This is a genomic window from Cellulomonas fimi (assembly GCF_028583725.1).
Lineage (GTDB): Bacteria > Actinomycetota > Actinomycetes > Actinomycetales > Cellulomonadaceae > Cellulomonas > Cellulomonas fimi_B.
The window spans coordinates 795839-812382 of record NZ_CP110680.1 but is presented as its reverse complement, the minus strand read 5'-3'; the positions used below and the strand labels follow the sequence as shown (position 1 = coordinate 812382).

The following is a 16544-nucleotide window of genomic DNA, read 5'->3' as shown; positions in this document are numbered from 1 at the left end:
CCGGTCCGCGCGGTCAGTCCCAGCGGGCCCGGTCGCCGAGGGCCTGGCTGAGCGCCGCGGCCCACGCGACCGGCGTCGCGGGGACGCCGTCGATCCACGCGACGGGCACGCCGACGGCCAGGGCGGCGCCCGGCTCGGCCGTGTCGAGCAACCCACGCATGGCGACCGCGTCGACGTGGGGCGTGACCGACCGCAGCCAGCGGCGCGCGTCGGCGGTGCGCGTACGCGCGTCCAGCACGGCCCACACCTGGTCGGCGTCGGACGCCGCCAGCAGTGACCGGGCGAGCTCGCGGTCCTCCGGGTCGGCGCCGACCGTGAGCGCGACGACCCACGGATGCTCCGCGGCCGACGCACCCGAACGCCACGCGGTGACCTGCTCGGCGCTCGACATCCGGCCCGGCGTGCGGCCCCGGCCGCGACCGCGACCGTTCGGCGCTCCGGCGAGGCGGACGGCCTCGGCGGGCAGGCGCAGGCGCTCGGCGAGGAGCACGGCGGCAGCGTCGGCGTCGTCGTCCGCGCCGATGACGACGAGCACGGACCCGGCGGTGCGCGGCGGCTGCGGCGCGGGCGGGACGTCCGCGAGGACGGCGGACAGCGTGACGCGCTCGCGGTCGAGCAGCCTCGCGGGGACCCCGATCTCGGCGAGCGCGGTGCGCAGGTCGGCCGCGTCCTCGGACGGGTCGGACGGCGCGGGCGCGACGGGTGCGCCCACGACGGGTGCGGACGCGACGGGGAACGTGACGGGCACGGCGTCGACGGGCGCACGCGGGGAGGGCACATCAGGCAGGGGCTCGGCGACCGCGGCACGCGGCGACACGGCCTGGAGCGCACGGGCGGCGGGCGGGGCGGCCAGCCCGGGGTCGGGCAGCGGGTCGGCGGTCACGGCACGCACCTGCTCCAGGACGTGCTCGAACGACGGCCCGTCCCGGTCGTCGGCGTCCGCACCACCGCCGGCCGCGGCCGCCGCCTCCGCGACGGCACCCCCGACCTCGTCGGCCTCGTCCGCGGCGGCGAGCAGCGCGGGCAGCCCGCCGGCGGGCACGGCGCGCAGCGCGGCGGGCCGGGCCTCCGGCGGCGGCGGGACGTCGACGGTGATCTCGTACCGCTCGCGCGCGAAGAAGCCGCCGATCCCGCCGGTGCGCACGCGCTCGGCGCGCACGACGCGCGCCTGCGGCCCGAACTCGGCACGCACGTGCGCCATGAGCTCGGCGAGGCTGGTGCCCTCAAGCAGCAATCGCGTGGTCACCGCGCACCACCCCCACGGTCTCGACGGTCAGGCCGCCACCGGTCACCTCGGCGTAGGACAGGACGGGCAGGCGCGGCAGGCCGAGCGCGACGAGCCGGCGCAGCGCGGGCCGCACGACGGGCGCGCAGACGAGCACGACCGCGCGCCCGTCGGCCTCGACCTCGGTGACGGCGGTGCGCAGCTGGTGCAGCACGGACTCGACGCGCGACGGGTCGACGAGCAGCTGGGTGCCACCGTCGCCGGGACGCAGCGCCTCGACGAACGACTGCTCGAGGCCCGGGTCGAGCGTGAGGACACGCAGCGTCCCGTCCTGCGCGTACTGCGCGGCGAGCGCGGGCCCGAGCGCGGCGCGCGCGGCCTCGACGAGCCCCTCGGCGTCGGTCGACTGCTTCGCACGCAGCGCGAGCGCCTCGTAGATGCGCCCGAGGTCGCGGATCGGCACCTCCTCGGTGAGCAGGCCCTGCAGCACCCGCTGCACCTCGCCGAGCGACAGCAACGACGGGACGAGCTCCTCGACGACCGAGGGGTTGACCTTCTTGACCGACTCGGTGAGGACGCGCACGTCCTCGCGGCCGAGCAGCCGGGCCGCGTTCTGCGTGATGAGCGCGCCGAGGTGCGTGATGAGCACGGACACGCGGTCGACGACCGTCGCGCCGGACATCTCGGCGGCGTGCCGCAGCTCGGCCGGCACCCACTTGCCGGGCAGGCCGAACACGGGCTCGTGCACGACGGTCCCCGGCAGGGCACCGAGGTCGTCGCCGAGCGCGAGCATCGAGCCGGCGGGCGCCTGACCCCGACCGACCTCGACCCCGGCGATCTTCACGACGTAGGTGGCGCGCGGCAGGTCGACGGAGTCGCGGGTGCGGACGGGCGGGACGACGATGCCGAGCTCCATCGCGGTCTTGCGGCGCAGGCCGCGCACGCGCGCGAGCAGGTCCTGGTCGGGTCCGGAGCCGACGAGGTCGACGAGGTCGGGTGCGAGCAGGATCTCGAGGGTGTGCACGCGCATGTCCTCGATGAGCTGCTCGGGGGTGTCCGCGGGCGGCGCGGCGACGGACGCCGCGGGCTTGGCGAGCGCGGCGGCGGCCTCGCGCGTCTCGCGGGCCTTGACCCGCTGCGCCACGAGGATCAGCGTCGCGCCGACGAGCATGAACGGCAGCTTCGGCATGCCGGGGAGCAGCGCCAGCGCGACGGCCCCGCCGCCGGCGATGAGCAGCGCGGTGCGCGACTGGCCGAGCTGCTTCGCGGCGGCCGTGCCCATGTCGCCCTCGGCGGTCGCCCGCGTGACGACGATGCCGGTGGACACGGACAGCAGCAGCGCGGGGATCTGCGTGACGAGGCCGTCACCGATGGTCAGCAGGCTGAACCGCTGGAGCGCGTCGCCCGCGGACATGCCCATCTGCACCATGCCGATGACGAAGCCGCCGACGAGGTTGATGACCGTGATGACGATGCCGGCGATCGCGTCGCCCTTGACGAACTTCGAGCCACCGTCCATGGCGCCGTAGAAGTCGGCCTCGGCGGCGACGTCCGCGCGGCGGCGGCGCGCCTCGTCCTCGTCGATGAGACCCGAGTTGAGGTCGGCGTCGATCGCCATCTGCTTGCCGGGCATCGCGTCGAGCGTGAAGCGCGCGCCGACCTCCGCGACGCGCCCCGCACCGTTCGTGATGACCGCGAACTGGATGACCACGAGGATGAGGAAGATCACGAGGCCGATGACGAGCGACCCGCCGATGACGAAGTGCCCGAACGCCTCGATGACCTGGCCCGCGTAGCCGTCGCGCAGCACGAGCCGCGTCGAGGCGACGTTGAGGCCGAGCCGGAACAGCGTGAACACGAGGATCAGCGACGGGAACACCGAGAAGTCGAGCGGCCGCTTGACGTACATGGACGTCAGCAGGATGACGAGCGACGCGGTGATGTTGACGGCGATGAGCACGTCGAGCAGCGCGGCGGGCAGCGGCACGACGAGCAGCAGCACGATGCCGACGACGCCGGCGGGCACCGCCATGGGCGCGATGGACCGGGACTTCATCGGGTGGTCTCCTGACCGGTGGAGGTCTCAGCGGGGTCGGTGGGGCCGGCGGGCCGGCGGCCGGCGCGCGCGGCGTCGCGCACGGCGGCCCGCGCCGCGGCGCGGTGGTCGGTGGTGTCGTCGGCGGGCAGCGTCGAGCCGCCGGGGACGCGGTGCTGGCCGGACGCGGCGCCGCGGCGGCGCAGGGCCATGACGAACGCGAGGACGCGCGCGACCGCGGTGAACAGGTGCGCGGGGATCTCCTGGCCGAGCTCGCACGCGGCGTGCAGGGCGCGCGCGAGGGGCACGTCCTCGACCATCGGGACGCGTGCGTCGGACGCGGCGGACCGGATGCGCGCGGCGACCGCCCCGGCGCCCTTCGCGACGACGCGCGGCGCGCCCGTGCCCGGCTCGTAGCGCAGCGCGACGGCGACGTGCGTGGGGTTGACGAGCACGACGTCCGCGTTCGCGACCTCGGCCATCATCCGGTTCCGGCTCATCGACAGCTGCTTCGAGCGGATCGCGCCCTTGAGCATCGGGTCCCCCTCCGTCCGCTTGTGCTCCTCCTTGACCTCACGGAGCGTCATGCGGGTCTGCTTGCGGTTGCGGCGCCACACGACGGCGACGTCGGCGACCGCCAGGAGCACGCCCGCGGCGATGCCGGTGCGCAGGAGCGTCGAGGTGCCGTCGGCGGCGATGCCGAGCAGGTGCGACAGCGGCAGCCGCCCCGACGCGAGCAGCGTCGGCACGAGCGCCTGGAGCGCGACCAGCAGGACGAGCGCGACGGCCGCCGTCTTGAGCAGCGTCTTGGTGCCCTGCCACCACGCCTGCCCGCCGACGAGCCGCGACGCGACGCCCTTCGGCTTGAGGTGGTCGGCGTGGAAGCGCAGGCGGTGCAGGTGGATGCCGCCCTGCGCGGCGCTGACCGCGATCGCCGCGAGGACACCGACCACGAACAGCGGGGCGAGCGTCGTGATCACGGTCATGAGGCCGTCGCCGAGGACCTGCGCGACGTCGGTCCCGTCCGGGTCGAGCGCGGCGTCGCGCACGACCGCGAGCTGCCCGAGCGCGGCCGCCTTGCCGTTGTCGAGCACGAGCGGCAGCACCGCGGCCGCGGCGCCGAGGCCGACCCACGCGGCGAGGTCCTGCGACCGGCCGAGGCCGCCCTTGCGGCGGACCTCCTTCATCCGCTGCGGGGTGGCCTTCTCGGTCCTGTCCTGCCCGTCGCTGCTCACGGCACGACCACCCCCAGCATCTGCTCGACCGAGCGTCCCGTCAGCGCCTCCATGACGGTGGGCAGCGCGAGGAACGCGAGCGAGCCGAAGACCAGGGTCAGCAGGATCTTCAGCGGGAAGCCCATCGCGAACGCGTTGAGCGCAGGCGCGACCCGCGTGAGCAGACCGAGGCCGACGTCGGCGAGGAACAGCACGACGATGAGCGGCCCGGCGATCTGCAGCGCCGCGAGGAACATCTGCGTGAGGCCGTCGGTGAGCGTGTGCCCGAGCGCGGCCGGGTCGAGCATCGCGCCGAGCGGCAGCGCGTCGAACGTGCGCACCAGCCCGGCGAGCACCAGCTGGTACCCGTCGGACGCGAACAGCAGCACCATCGCGGTCGTCTGGTAGAGCCGCCCGAACGGGCCGCCGCTGGTCTGGCTCATCGGGTCGTACGCGGTCGCGAGCTGGAACCCGCCGAACAGGTCGATCAGCGAGCCCGCGGACTGCACCGCGGAGAACACCAGCGAGACGAGGAACCCGAGCGCGGCACCGATGACGGCCTGCCCGACGAGCGACCCGACGAACGCGGGCGTCGTGTCGGACGGCAACGGGTCGAGCCGCGGCGACACCGCGAGCGCGATCCCGAGCGCGAGGGCGACCTTGATCGTCGCCGGCACGGCCCGCTGCGAGAAGGGCGGCGCGATCACGAGGAACGCGGCGACGCGCACGCTCGCGAGCATCGTCGTCTCCACCGCCCCGACGGGCAGGGCGATGCTGATCGGGTCCACGTCAGCCGCCGACGAGCGCGGGGATGCGGTCGAACAGCTCGTGCGTGAACGTGACGAGCTCGGAGATCATCCAGTGCCCGCACACGACGAGCGCGACCGCGGCGGCGATCGCCTTGGGCACGAAGCTGAGCGTGACCTCCTGGATCTGCGTCACGGACTGCAGCAGGGAGACGACGAACCCGACGACGAGCGCCGTGACCAGCACGGGTGCGGCGAGCTTGGCAGCGAGGACGAGCGCGTCGACGCCGACGTCGAGGACCGCGGTGGTGTCCATCAGCCGCTCCCCACGTAGGAGCCCACGAGGGACGTGACCACCAGCCCCCAGCCGTCCACCAGGACGAACAGCAGGATCTTGAACGGCAGGGAGATCATCACGGGCGGCAGCATCATCATGCCCATCGACATGAGCGACGCCGACACGACCAGGTCGATGACCAGGAACGGCACGAAGATGACGAAGCCCATGATGAACGCGGACCGCAGCTCGGAGAGCAGGAACGCCGGGGCGAGCGTCGTGAACGGCACGTCCTCGGGCGACGCGGGGTTCTCCTGCTGCGCGGCGCGCGTGAGCAGCGCGAGGTCCTGCTCGCGCGTGTGGCTCAGCATGAACTCGCGCAGCGGGCCCGAGCCCGCGTCGACGGCCTGCGAGAAGGTCAGCGACCCGTCGAGGTAGGGCTGGACACCGATCGCGTTCACGTCGCTCACGGTCGGCGCCATGATGAACAGGGAGAGGAAGAGCGCGAGACCCGCGAGCACCTGGTTGGGCGGGACGCCCTGCAGGCCGAGCGCGTTCCGGGTGAACGACAGGACGACGAAGATCTTGGTGAAGCTCGTCGTCATGAGCAGCAGCGCGGGCGCGACGGACAGCAGCGTGATCGCGAGCAGCACGACGATCGAGCTGCTGGGCGTGCCGTTGATGCCGTTGACCGCGACGGTCACGGTGTCGCCGACGGCGGGCGCGTCCGGCGCCGTGGGCGGCGTCGGGGCGAACCAGGTGACGGCGAGCGTGCTGGCGAGGCTCATCGGCGCACCGTGCGGTCCTGCAGCGTGCGCACGGCCTGCCGCCAGGTCGCCGGGTCGAGCACCGAGCCGTGCAGCGCGCCGTGCTTGACGTCCGCGAGCGGCAGGTCGAGGCCCGGGTCCGCCGCGGGGCGGGGGCGGGGCACGTCGGGGTCGACGACCTTCTTCGCGACGGGCGCCGGCTTGGTGGGTGCCGCCGCGGGCGGCGCGTGCACCTCGACGACGGGCGCGAGCTCGGTGAGGAACGTGACCTGCTGCTCGCCGTACCCGACGAGCAGGCGGCGCGACCCGACCGCGACGACGGCGACCCCGGCGTGCCGGCCGACCGACTGCCGCCCGACGACCTGGACCTGCGGCTCCTTGGAGCGCCCGCTGCCCGCGGCGCGCCCCGCCCCCCACCGACGGCCGACCCACCACACGAGGCCGACGACGGCCGCGAGCGACAGGGCGACGCGCAGGAGCAGCATGACCGAGTCCATCAGTCGACCGTGCCGCCCGTGTCCGAGCCGGCCACGATCTCGGTGACGCGGATGCCGTACACCTCGTCGACCACGACGACCTCGCCGCGTGCGACGAGCCGCCCGTTGACGAGCACGTCGGCGGGGCTGCCCGCGGTGCGGTCGAGCTCGAGCACCGCACCGGGCGCGAGGTCGAGCACCTGCTTGACGGACAGGCGCGTGCGGCCGATCTCGGCGGTGAGCGTCATCTCGACGTCGTAGAGCATGCGCAGGTTCGTGCGCGGCGTCGGGACCTGCGTCGTCGTCGGCTCGGCGACCTTGGGGCTGCGCACGCGCACCGCGAACCACGCGGCGGGCGCGGCGCCCTCGGCGGCCAGCGCGAACACGTCGGCGTCGTCGGCGAGCACCTCCGCGACCGGCGCGGGCCGGACCGTCTCCAGGACGCCGGCGCCGAGCGTGCGCGACGCCGCCTCCAGCGCGGGACGCAGCGCGTCCGCGAGCTCGAGCGGCACGCTCGACGACGCGACGGCCTCGGTGACCGCGTCACCCGCGACGAGGACGAGCTCCGCGCTGGGCGAGCCGACGAACGACGCGACGAGCGCCGTCGCGCCCGCGGGGATGTCCCGGTGCGACGCGCCGACCGCGGCGAGCGGCAGCGCCGAGGGCACCAGGGCGGCCGCGGCGTCGGCGGCGGTCTGCCCCGTGAGGGCGTCGGTGGTCTGGGTCATGCGGGGATCTCCTCGACGGTGACGACCTGGCAGGCCAGTCGGGGCCCGTGGGTGCCGGCGGCGCCACGGGCGAGCACGATCCCGTCGACGACCACGTCCAGCGGGTCGGTCGACGGGTGGGACAGGGGCAGCACGTCGCCGACGGCGAGGTCGAGGACGTCGCGCGGGTGCACGGTGACGGGCCGGAACCGGACCGAGACGTCGACCGGCACGCCGTGCACGGCCCGCTCGAGGTCGCCCTGCGCGGTGACGACCGCGCGGCGCTCCTCGTCGGAGCGCGCGTCGGCGCCCTCGGACGAGCGCAGCGCCCCGAGCAGCAGGTCGGACGGGAGCATGAGCGTCATGCGGTCCTCGCGGTCGCCCACGCGCAGCAGGAAGGCGGCGACGAGGACGGTCTCCTGCGCGGCGACGACCTGCACGAACTGCGGGTTGTACTGGACCGAGCGCAGCGTCGCGGACATCGACGTGAGGCCCGCGAACGCGTAGTCCAGGTCGCCGATCGCGTGCTGCAGGACGTCCTTGACGAGGGTCCACTCGATCTCGGTGAGCTCGCGGCCCTCGCGCTCGTCGCCGCGGCCGTCACCGCCGAACAGGTAGTCGATCCAGACGAGCGCGGCACCGACGGGCATCTGCAGGACGGCGGGCTGACGGCTCGGCTCGAGCGTGCACAGGACCATCGCGGTGGGCGACGGCAGTCCGCCCGCGTACTCGTCGTAGGTCCGCAGCTCCAGGTCCTCGAACGTCACCTGGCTGACGACGCGCAGGCGGGCGGTGAGCTGGGTCGCGAACTGCCGGGCGAGCCGCTGGAACGCCATCTCGAGGTGGCGCGCGTGCTCCCGGGCGAGGGTGAGCGGTCGACGGAAGTCGTACGGCTCGGGCTCGGCGGTGCGCACCCGACGGGCGGGCTGCGGCGCAAGGGGTGTCACGACCGCCCTATCGGCGGGCGCGCAGGGGTGCTGAGCGAAACCCCTGACTTCATCCCCTCCGTCGCCTCGTGCGACGGACTGCGGGGCGGTGCGGGCACCCTCCGTGGTGCCCTGGGTCGCCGGCGGCGGCCGGCCTACTGCGTGACGTAGTTCGTCAGGTAGACGTCCATCACCTCGCCCTCGTACGCCTCGACGAGCTGGTGCGCGAGCTGGTCCTTCAGCGCGGCACGGCTGGCGGGGTCGGAGATCTCGGTGACCGACCGGCCCGAGAACAGCTCGATCGCCAGGTCGAGCGCGCGCGACGGGTCGGGCGTCTCGTGCGCGTCCGCGGTGAGCTGCAGCGCGAGTCCGAGGCGCAGGTAGTGCCCGTCGGCCAGGTTGAGGCTGATGGGCTCGACCTGCAGGACGCTGCCCGCCTCGGGCGCGGGCTCCTCGACGGGAGCGCCGTCGCCCTGGAAGAACAGGAACCACGCGCCTGCCGCGGCCGCCAGCACGACGACGACGGCGCCGATGACCAGGAGCTTCTTCGACGGCATGCGCCGCTTCTTCGGCTCCGGCTCGGGCGCCGGCGGGGGCGTGGCCGAGGAGTTCGCGCCGATCTTGGCGCCGATCTTCGGGCCGGAGATGACCCGCTGCTCGATGGGCACGTCAGCCTCCCTGGGTCAGCGACGGCAGCAGCGCCCGGACCTGGTCCGGGGCGTTGCTGAGGACGACGAGGTCGACGCGGCGGTTCGCCGCCATCGCCTCCGGGCTGTCGCCCGCGACGAGCGGGCGCGTGTCGCCGAACCCGACGGCCATGATCCGGTTGCCCGGCATGCCGTCGACCTCGACGAGGTGCCGCAGCACCTGGGTGGCCCGGTCGGACGACAGCTCCCAGTTGGTCGCGTACCGCCCGGAGACCGGGATGACGTTGGCGTGGCCCTCGACCGAGATGTTCTCGCCGATGCCGACGAGCAGCGGCGCCGCGACGTCGAGGACGCGGTTCGCGGTGTCGGTGAGCTCGGCGCGCGCCGGGGCGAAGAACACGTCGTCGGCGACGAGCCCCAGCACGAGGCCGCGCTCGTCGATCCGCATGCGCACCGCGCTGTCCAGACCGTTCGCCGCGAGCGCCTGCATGATGCGCGCCTGCAGGTCCTGCAGGTGCGCGGCCTCCGCCTGCGCGGCCGCGAGGACCGCCGGGTCGACCGACTCCTGCGGCGTCTGCGTCTGCGGGACCATCGGGTCGGCCGCCTGCAGGCCGAGCCCGCTGTCGGCGCTCACCATGCCCGCGGACCCGTCGGCCGGGGTCGTGTCCTTGTGCACGGTCGCGCCGTCGAGGTTGCCCGACGTGCCGTCGAGCACCGACGGGGACGTCGTCGTGTCCATGAAGCCCGCGGCGAGCGAGTCACGCAGCGCGATGTACTTCTCCTGGTCCACCTGGCTGATCGCGAACAGCACGATGAACAGCGCCATGAGGACCGTGATCATGTCGGAGTAGCTCACGAGCCAGCGCTCGTGGTTGACGTGCTCCTCCTCGACGTGCCGGCGCGGCCGCCGACCCGCGCTCACGCGGCCCTCGACTTCGCCTTGGCGTCCTTGCCCTCGGGCGCGTCGGGCAGCAGGCTGCGCAGGCGCTCGCCGACGAGCCGCGGGTTCGCGCCGGCCTGGACCGACAGCAGCCCTTCGAGCGTCATCTCCATCTGCGTGCACTCCAGGTCGGAGATGCGGCGGATGCGCGTCGACAGCGGCAGCCAGACGACGTTCGCGGAGAGGATGCCCCAGAGCGTCGCGACGAACGCGGCTGCGATCGAGTGGCCGAGCGTGGCGGGCTCGGCGAGGTTCTCCAGCACGTGCACGAGCGAGATGACCGTGCCGATGATGCCGATGGTCGGCGCGTAGCCGCCCATGTCCTGGAAGTACTTGGCGTGCGCGCGCTCGCGCGTGCGCTTCGTGGCGATCTTGTCCTCGAGGATCATGCGCAGGTCCTCGGGGTCTGTGCCGTCGATCGCGGCCTGCAGCCCCGCCCGCAGGAACTGGTCGTCGATCGTGCGGGCCGCGTCCTCGAGCGCGAGCAGGCCCTCGCGGCGCGCCCGGTCGGCGAGGCTGACGAGCGTGTCGACGGTGTCGGACGGGTCGGGGATGCCGCTGCGCAGCGCGCGCGGGACGGCCGCGAACGACTCCTTCGCGTCCCGCAGCGTGTGCCCGGCGAGACCGACCCCGATCGTGCCCACCCACACCAGCAGCAGCGGCGCGGGCAGCATGACGGACATGGGGTCCGCGCCCTCGAGGATCATCGCGCCGAAGATGGCGACGAGCGCGACGACGATCCCGATGATGCCGGCCGGGTCCATCACACGCTCCTCGGTCGCAGCGGCACCGCCGGCGCGATCGGCGCCTGCGCGGTCGGGTCGTCGTCCTCGAGGTCGGGGACGAGCTCGATGTGCGGCGACGACTGGATCTCGCGCGCCCGGGCGAGGATCGACGCCCGGTGCTCGTTGATGCGGTCGATGACCTCGGGCAGCGACTCGGTGACGATGTACTTCGTCCCGTCGATGAGCGTGAGGATCGTGTCCGGCGCGGAGTCGATGCGCTGGACGAGGTCGGGGTTCACCCCGATCTGTCCTCCGTTGAGGCGCGTCACGACGATCACAGCGGTACCCGTCCCTGGTCACCCGGTCCTGCAGGCGGCTGACGCCGCCCCGGGCCCGTCCGTGGGCCCTGTGCTCCTCTGATCGGTCGGGGTCCCGGAGGTGTGAGGGTTTGCCCGCGATCCGTCGCGCTCGCCCTGGTCAGGAGCGGTGACCCGCCGGTCACGGGCCGGTCGCGCGCGCGTCAGGACCGGGGGCGGCCCGGTCCGCGCGTGCCGCGCTGGTACTCCTTGGTGATCTTCTTCCACCGCGCGCGCTCCTCGGCGGCGAGGCGGGCGTCGACGCGGCGCGCCTGGTAGGCGGCCTCGCGCTCCAGGCGACGGAACGAGTCGAGCCGCCGCGGCGCGAGGTCGCCGGACTCGAGGGCCGCACGGACCGCGCAGCCGGGCTCCTGCTCGTGCCGGCAGTCGGAGAACCGGCAGGCCGCCGCGAGCGCGGCGACGTCGGAGAACGTGGCGTCGAGCGCGTCGGGGTCGGCCACCACGCCGACGCCGCGGATCCCGGGGGTGTCGACGAGCATCGCGCCGTCGGCCAGCGGGACGAGCTCGCGGTGCGTCGTGGTGTGCCGGCCCTTGCCGTCCGAGCGCCGGTCGCCGACGTCCATGACCGGCCGTCCGGCGAGCGCGTTGACCAGCGTCGACTTGCCCGCGCCCGACGGCCCGACGACGACGAGCGTGTGTCCCGGTCGCAGGACGTCCTGACGGAGCCCGTCGAGCCCGCGCCCGTCCTGCGCCGACACCGCGTGCACCTCGACCGCGAGCGCGACGCGCGCGACGTCGGCGGCCATGCCGTCGGGGTCGGGCACCAGGTCCGCCTTGGTGAGCACGACGACCGGCCGGGCGCCCGACCGCCAGGCCAGCGTGAGGAGCCGCTCGACGCGGCCGAGGTCCGGGTCCGGGTCGAGGTGCTCGACGACGAGGACCGCGTCGACGTTCGCGGCGAGCGCCTGGGTCCGGGAGGTCTCGCCCGCGGTGTCGCGCACGAGCGCGGTGGTCCGCGGGAGCATCGTCGCGACGCGCGGGCCGTCGGGGGTGTCGTCGAGGAGCAGCCAGTCCCCGACCGTCGGGGGTGTGCGGCCCTCGTCGCTCGCGACGCAGCCGTCGCGGTCGAGGGGGACGCGGCGCGGCTCGTCGGTCTGGTCGGGGGCTTCGGCCGGGCGCTCGTCGTACGGCGCGAGCGCCTGCGCGGGCAGCACGAGGACCGCGCCCCGGTCGGCGCGGACCACGCGCACGGCCCCCGCGGGGATCGTGTCCGGTTCGGTCGTCATCGGGCCGACGGTAGGCGCGCCCGCGACGGGCGGCCACGGATTTCGAGGCCCGGGGACCGCCCTCGCGCCGTCCGACGTCCGGCTCCGCCGACCGGCCGTGGTCGGCGGGTCGTCGCCCGGTCCGCGGGCCTGCGGTCAGACCACGCCGAGGGCGAGCATCGCGTCGGCGACCTTGGTGAAGCCCGCGATGTTGGCGCCGAGCACGTAGTTCCCGGGTGCGCCGTACTCGTCGGCGGTCGCGAGGCAGCGGTCGTGGATGCCGTGCATGATCCCCGCGAGGCGCTGCTCGGTGTACTCGAACGTCCAGGCGTCGCGGCTCGCGTTCTGCTGCATCTCGAGCGCGGACGTCGCGACGCCGCCGGCGTTGGCGGCCTTGCCGGGCGCGAACAGCACCCCCGCCTCGGTGAGCAGCGCGACGGCGGCGGGCGTCGTCGGCATGTTGGCGCCCTCGGACACCGCGAGGACACCGGAGCGGACGAGCGCGGCGGCGTCGTCCTCGTCGAGCTCGTTCTGCGTCGCGCACGGCAGCGCGACCTCGGCGCCGACCTCCCACACGCGGCGGCCGGGCACGAACGTCGCGCCGCGGCGCTCGGCGTAGACGGACACGGGGAGGCGCTCGGCCTCGCGGACCTGCTGGAGCAGCGGCAGGTCGATGCCGCGCTCGTCGAGCACGTAGCCGGTGGAGTCGGAGCACGCGACGACGTGCGCGCCGAGCTGCTGCGCCTTCTGGATCGCGTACTGCGCGACGTTCCCGGCGCCGGAGACGACGACGCGACGTCCGTCGAAGGACGCGCCGCGGGTCGCGAGCATGCGCTCGGCGAACAGCACGGTGCCGTAGCCGGTGGCCTCGGTGCGGACGAGCGAGCCGCCCCACGAGAGGCCCTTGCCGGTGAGGACGCCGGCCTCCCAGCGGTTGGTGATGCGCTTGTACTGGCCGAACAGGTAGCCGATCTCGCGGCCGCCGACGCCGATGTCGCCCGCGGGCACGTCGGTGTGCTCGCCGAGGTGGCGGTAGAGCTCGGTCATGAACGACTGGCAGAACCGCATGACCTCGCCCGTGCTGCGGCCGCGCGGGTCGAAGTCGGAGCCGCCCTTGCCGCCGCCGATCGGCATGCCGGTGAGCGAGTTCTTGAACACCTGCTCGAAGCCGAGGAACTTGACGATGCCGAGGTACACCGACGGGTGGAACCGCAGTCCGCCCTTGTACGGGCCGAGCGCCGAGTTGTACTCGACGCGGAAGCCGCGGTTGATCTGCACGCGCCCCTCGTCGTCGACCCACGGCACGCGGAAGATGATCTGGCGCTCGGGCTCGCACAGGCGCTCGAGCACGGCCGCGTCGACGTACTGCGGGTTCTTGCGCAGGACGGGCTCGAGGCTCTCGAACACCTCCCGGACGGCCTGGTGGAACTCGCGCTCCCCGGGGTTGCGTCGCAGGACCTGGTCGAGGATGTCGGCGAGCTGCTCCTTCATGGGGTCATGGTCACACGGCGACACCTGTGCGTGAGGCAACCGTCTCACGGTCCGCGGGACGGTCGTCGAGGCGGACGAGCAGGTCGGCGAGCGCCGCGGAGATGGGCAGCCCGGTCGCGAGCTCCACGAACAGCCACTGCCCCGCGGGGTTGACCTCCAGGAACACGTGCTCGCCGTCGGGGGCCACGCGGAAGTCGGCGGCGCCGTAGCGCAGCCCGAGCGACGTGACGAGGTCCACGAGCCGGCGCTCGACGTCGTCGGGCAGCCGGTGCGTGCCGATCGGCGCGTTCATCGTGTCGATCCGGAAGTCGAACTCGTACGCGGACCGGTCGGCGCGGATCTCCGCGGCGAACACCTGCCCGTCGACGACGGTCGCCCGCACGTCGCGCCCGCCCGGCACGAGCTCCTGGAAGATCACCGGCGCGAACCGCACCGCGTCGATCATCTCGACGTCCTCCGGGCGCACGGGCCGGGTCTCGCGCCACGTGCGCGGTGTCGCGGAGAACGACTTGTAGACGACGCCCGCCGGCTCCGAGCCGACGAAGTCGCGCGCCTGCTCCGGGTCGTTCGTCATGCACGTGCGCGGGACCCGCAGCCCGAGCCGCGCGGCGAGCTGGAGCTGCCGCATCTTGCGCGACGCCGCCTCGTCGCGGTCCGGGTCGTTGACCCACTCCGCGTCCATGCACGCCCAGAGGCCCGCGACCATCGCGGCGCACTCGCCGTGCGCGAACCCGCGGTCGTGCGGGCGCGTCACCTCGTCGTGCAGGACGAACGGCTGCGGGCGACGCCACCAGACGGCGCCGACGTCCGCGAGGTCGAGCGTGCCGTCGGCGTCCGCCCACGTGCCCGTCCACGTCCCGTCGGGACGCTGCCGGGTGGTGAGCGCGGCCGACGTGGGCACGCGCGACGTGTCGAGCAGGCGGTGCCCGGCACCTCGTTGGTCGAGGTGCCGGGCCACGGTCTGCGTGTGCAGGTCGCCCGCGTGGGAGACGATGCCGATCACGTCGGCCTCGTCAGCCGTCCGCCTCGCCGGCCAGGGTCGCGTAGAGCGCCTGGAGCGAGGCGAGGACCTGCGTCTGGGTCGCGATGAGCGCCTCGAGCTCGGCGAGCACCGCGCCGAGCACGGTGTCGCCGCCCTCGTCCTGACCGAGCGAGATGTACGGCCCGGCCTGCACGAACGGTCGCTGCCCGCCGACGAGGCCACCCGTCAGCCCCGGGTTCACGACGGTCCCGCCGGGGTTGAGGATGCCGACGTCCGCCGCGAACAGCGTGCCGGGCTGGTCCGCCGCGCCCGAGTCGATCGCGACCGGCGTGCCCGCGTCGAGCGCGATGTGCGTGTCGCGGTTGAGCGACGTGAGGTTGTCCCGCTGGACGGGTGTCGCGAGGTCCTGCGCGAGCGGCGTGCCGAGGTGGTCCTGGAGCGTCGCGGTGCCGACGTCGGTCGCGTGCGTCGTCGCGAGGTCCTGCGACAGCGGCGTGCCGATGAGGTCCTGGATCTTCGGCGTCGCCGTGTCGGCCGCGACGGTGGTCGCGATGTCCTGCGCGATCGGCGTGCCGAGGGTGTCCTGCAGGAAGCCCGTGTCCGTGCCGCCGGCGGTGTCGGCCGACAGCAGCGTGCCCGTGACGTCGCTCGCGAGCGGGGTCGAGAGGTCGAGTCCGAGACCCGTGCTGGAGCTCGGCGTGAGCCCTTGCAGCGTGGGCGACGCCGCGACGATCGCCGCGATCGCGACGCCCGAGTTGCTGCCGCCCGACGCGGTGCACCCGCCGTTGGTGTGCACGCCGACGACGCGTCCCGACGGCGAGTGCAGGATGCCGGAGCCGGAGTTGCCGCCGAGCGTGTCGATGTCGGCGTACCGGATGGTGGTCGCGGTGACCTGGGTGGCCGGTCCCGCCTCGATGCGCTTGGGCGCACCCACCGGGTGGCCGATGATCGCGAGCATGTCGCCGACCGCGGGGTTGGTGGTGCCGAACTCCGACCAGCCGTACGTGTTGCCGGGGTTCCCGGCGACGCGGAACAGCGCCATGTCGAGGCCGCCGAGCCGGTACTCGACGAGCTGCGTGATCGCGAACGACTGCTCCGCCTGGAGCGTGCCGCCCGCGTCGACCTGGTAGTTGAGGTTGACGTGCATGGCCGTCGCGGCCTGCTGCGGCGACAGCGGCGTGCTCGTGCCGTTCTGCCGCGGGATCGTCCAGCCGTTCGGGTCCGGGTCGAACAGGTGGCCGCACGTGAGGACGAGGTCCGGGCCGATGAGCGTGCCGGTCCCCCACCGGACGCCGTTGACGTTCCCCGGGTTGGTGAACGTCGCCGCCAGGTTGCTGTTCCACTGCACCTGCACGACGGGTCGCTCGTGGGCGTTGACGAACGCGACGGTCACACCGAGCGTGCCGTCGTACTGCTCGACCTCCTGCGAGTCGTCCGTCGCGCCGCAGATGGACCGCAGCACCTCGGCGTACGGCACGCGCTCCCCGGCGTCGCGGGTCTCCTGCCCCGGCAGGTCCTCGAGATGCGGCGGGAACAACCCGTCGCCGCCGAGGTCCGCCGGCTTCTTCTTCGCTGGCATGGTCGTGCTCCTTCGGGTCGGCGACAGTCCCCCTGCCGCGCCGTAGTGGAAGGAGCCGTGCCCGACGCCACCGATACGCCTCGCGGGCCCCGGTCGCCCGCGCGACCTCCGGGTGAGAAGCCGCACGCGGCACGTCCCGGAAACGATTCGGCACCGCGGCCTGCTGTTTCATGGGCGCGCGCACACCCTGCGCGCGGACGGCACGCCCCCCGGTGCAGTGGCGTG

Annotated in this window: 17 protein-coding genes; all 17 read right to left on the bottom strand. The window is 74.1% G+C overall.

Translation table 11 applies throughout. The annotated features are described in order from the left end of the window. Positions 1 to 13: 13 nt before the first annotated feature. The 17 genes from OOT42_RS03675 to OOT42_RS03595 all read right to left on the bottom strand — a co-directional run bounded on the left by OOT42_RS03675 (position 14) and on the right by OOT42_RS03595 (position 16319). Positions 14 to 1246 (bottom strand): hypothetical protein, encoded by a 1233-nt coding sequence (locus tag OOT42_RS03675; RefSeq protein WP_273653601.1) that lies wholly within the window; start codon positions 1244 to 1246, stop codon positions 14 to 16. Next, the gene (gene flhA / locus OOT42_RS03670; RefSeq protein ID WP_273653600.1) at positions 1224 to 3281 is read right to left on the bottom strand and encodes a flagellar biosynthesis protein FlhA; all 2058 of its coding nucleotides are present in this window, start codon (positions 3279 to 3281) and stop codon (positions 1224 to 1226) included. The genes OOT42_RS03675 and flhA overlap by 23 nt, the downstream gene beginning before the upstream one ends. Beyond that, positions 3278 to 4447, bottom strand: coding sequence for an EscU/YscU/HrcU family type III secretion system export apparatus switch protein (locus OOT42_RS03665; RefSeq protein WP_423776000.1), 1170 nt, complete (start codon positions 4445 to 4447; stop codon positions 3278 to 3280). The genes flhA and OOT42_RS03665 overlap by 4 nt, the downstream gene beginning before the upstream one ends. Positions 4448 to 4491: 44 nt before the next feature. Then, positions 4492 to 5253: a flagellar biosynthetic protein FliR gene (fliR, locus tag OOT42_RS03660; protein WP_423775999.1), complete on the bottom strand. Its 762-nt coding sequence runs from the start codon at positions 5251 to 5253 to the stop codon at positions 4492 to 4494. A 10-nt stretch (positions 5254 to 5263) separates the two neighbouring features. Beyond that, entirely contained in the window at positions 5264 to 5536 is a 273-nt protein-coding gene (fliQ, locus tag OOT42_RS03655) for a flagellar biosynthesis protein FliQ (RefSeq protein WP_273653597.1), read from the bottom strand. Continuing rightward, positions 5536 to 6285 (bottom strand): flagellar type III secretion system pore protein FliP, encoded by a 750-nt coding sequence (gene fliP / locus OOT42_RS03650; protein ID WP_273653596.1) that lies wholly within the window; start codon positions 6283 to 6285, stop codon positions 5536 to 5538. The genes fliQ and fliP overlap by 1 nt, the downstream gene beginning before the upstream one ends. Next, positions 6282 to 6761: a FliO/MopB family protein gene (locus tag OOT42_RS03645; RefSeq protein WP_273653595.1), complete on the bottom strand. Its 480-nt coding sequence runs from the start codon at positions 6759 to 6761 to the stop codon at positions 6282 to 6284. Before OOT42_RS03645 ends, fliP begins: the two co-directional genes overlap by 4 nt. Beyond that, a complete protein-coding gene (gene fliN, locus OOT42_RS03640) occupies positions 6761 to 7468 on the bottom strand; it encodes a flagellar motor switch protein FliN (RefSeq protein ID WP_273653594.1) in 708 nt (235 codons plus the stop codon). Before fliN ends, OOT42_RS03645 begins: the two co-directional genes overlap by 1 nt. After that, positions 7465 to 8394, bottom strand: a complete 930-nt coding sequence (locus OOT42_RS03635) for a flagellar motor switch protein FliM (protein WP_273653593.1) — start codon at positions 8392 to 8394, stop codon at positions 7465 to 7467. The genes fliN and OOT42_RS03635 overlap by 4 nt, the downstream gene beginning before the upstream one ends. Before the next feature lie 134 nt (positions 8395 to 8528). Next, the gene (locus OOT42_RS03630; protein WP_273653592.1) at positions 8529 to 9041 is read right to left on the bottom strand and encodes a flagellar basal body-associated FliL family protein; all 513 of its coding nucleotides are present in this window, start codon (positions 9039 to 9041) and stop codon (positions 8529 to 8531) included. 1 nt (position 9042) lies between these two features. Beyond that, the gene (locus tag OOT42_RS03625; protein WP_273653591.1) at positions 9043 to 9942 is read right to left on the bottom strand and encodes an OmpA/MotB family protein; all 900 of its coding nucleotides are present in this window, start codon (positions 9940 to 9942) and stop codon (positions 9043 to 9045) included. Further along, positions 9939 to 10724, bottom strand: a complete 786-nt coding sequence (locus OOT42_RS03620; protein ID WP_273653590.1) for a motility protein A — start codon at positions 10722 to 10724, stop codon at positions 9939 to 9941. The genes OOT42_RS03625 and OOT42_RS03620 overlap by 4 nt, the downstream gene beginning before the upstream one ends. Then, a complete protein-coding gene (locus OOT42_RS03615; protein ID WP_423775958.1) occupies positions 10724 to 10984 on the bottom strand; it encodes a flagellar FlbD family protein in 261 nt (86 codons plus the stop codon). Before OOT42_RS03615 ends, OOT42_RS03620 begins: the two co-directional genes overlap by 1 nt. Before the next feature lie 221 nt (positions 10985 to 11205). Then, entirely contained in the window at positions 11206 to 12288 is a 1083-nt protein-coding gene (gene rsgA / locus OOT42_RS03610) for a ribosome small subunit-dependent GTPase A (RefSeq protein WP_273653588.1), read from the bottom strand. A 135-nt stretch (positions 12289 to 12423) separates the two neighbouring features. Continuing rightward, entirely contained in the window at positions 12424 to 13758 is a 1335-nt protein-coding gene (gene gdhA, locus OOT42_RS03605) for an NADP-specific glutamate dehydrogenase (RefSeq protein ID WP_273653587.1), read from the bottom strand. A 10-nt stretch (positions 13759 to 13768) separates the two neighbouring features. After that, positions 13769 to 14761, bottom strand: coding sequence for an MvdC/MvdD family ATP grasp protein (locus OOT42_RS03600; RefSeq protein WP_273653586.1), 993 nt, complete (start codon positions 14759 to 14761; stop codon positions 13769 to 13771). A 10-nt stretch (positions 14762 to 14771) separates the two neighbouring features. Further along, positions 14772 to 16319 (bottom strand): trypsin-like serine peptidase, encoded by a 1548-nt coding sequence (locus OOT42_RS03595; protein ID WP_273653585.1) that lies wholly within the window; start codon positions 16317 to 16319, stop codon positions 14772 to 14774. Between the last annotated feature and the right edge of the window lie 225 nt (positions 16320 to 16544).

Coding starts and splice junctions, on each gene's coding strand:
- flhA (WP_273653600.1), bottom strand. CDS start 3,281: ATGAAGTCCCGGTCCATCGCGCCCATGGCGGTGCCCGCCGGCGTCGTC.
- OOT42_RS03665 (WP_423776000.1), bottom strand. CDS start 4,447: ATGAAGGAGGTCCGCCGCAAGGGCGGCCTCGGCCGGTCGCAGGACCTC.
- fliQ (WP_273653597.1), bottom strand. CDS start 5,536: ATGGACACCACCGCGGTCCTCGACGTCGGCGTCGACGCGCTCGTCCTC.
- fliP (WP_273653596.1), bottom strand. CDS start 6,285: ATGAGCCTCGCCAGCACGCTCGCCGTCACCTGGTTCGCCCCGACGCCG.
- OOT42_RS03645 (WP_273653595.1), bottom strand. CDS start 6,761: ATGGACTCGGTCATGCTGCTCCTGCGCGTCGCCCTGTCGCTCGCGGCC.
- fliN (WP_273653594.1), bottom strand. CDS start 7,468: ATGACCCAGACCACCGACGCCCTCACGGGGCAGACCGCCGCCGACGCC.
- OOT42_RS03620 (WP_273653590.1), bottom strand. CDS start 10,724: ATGGACCCGGCCGGCATCATCGGGATCGTCGTCGCGCTCGTCGCCATC.
- rsgA (WP_273653588.1), bottom strand. CDS start 12,288: ATGACGACCGAACCGGACACGATCCCCGCGGGGGCCGTGCGCGTGGTC.
- gdhA (WP_273653587.1), bottom strand. CDS start 13,758: ATGAAGGAGCAGCTCGCCGACATCCTCGACCAGGTCCTGCGACGCAAC.
- OOT42_RS03595 (WP_273653585.1), bottom strand. CDS start 16,319: ATGCCAGCGAAGAAGAAGCCGGCGGACCTCGGCGGCGACGGGTTGTTC.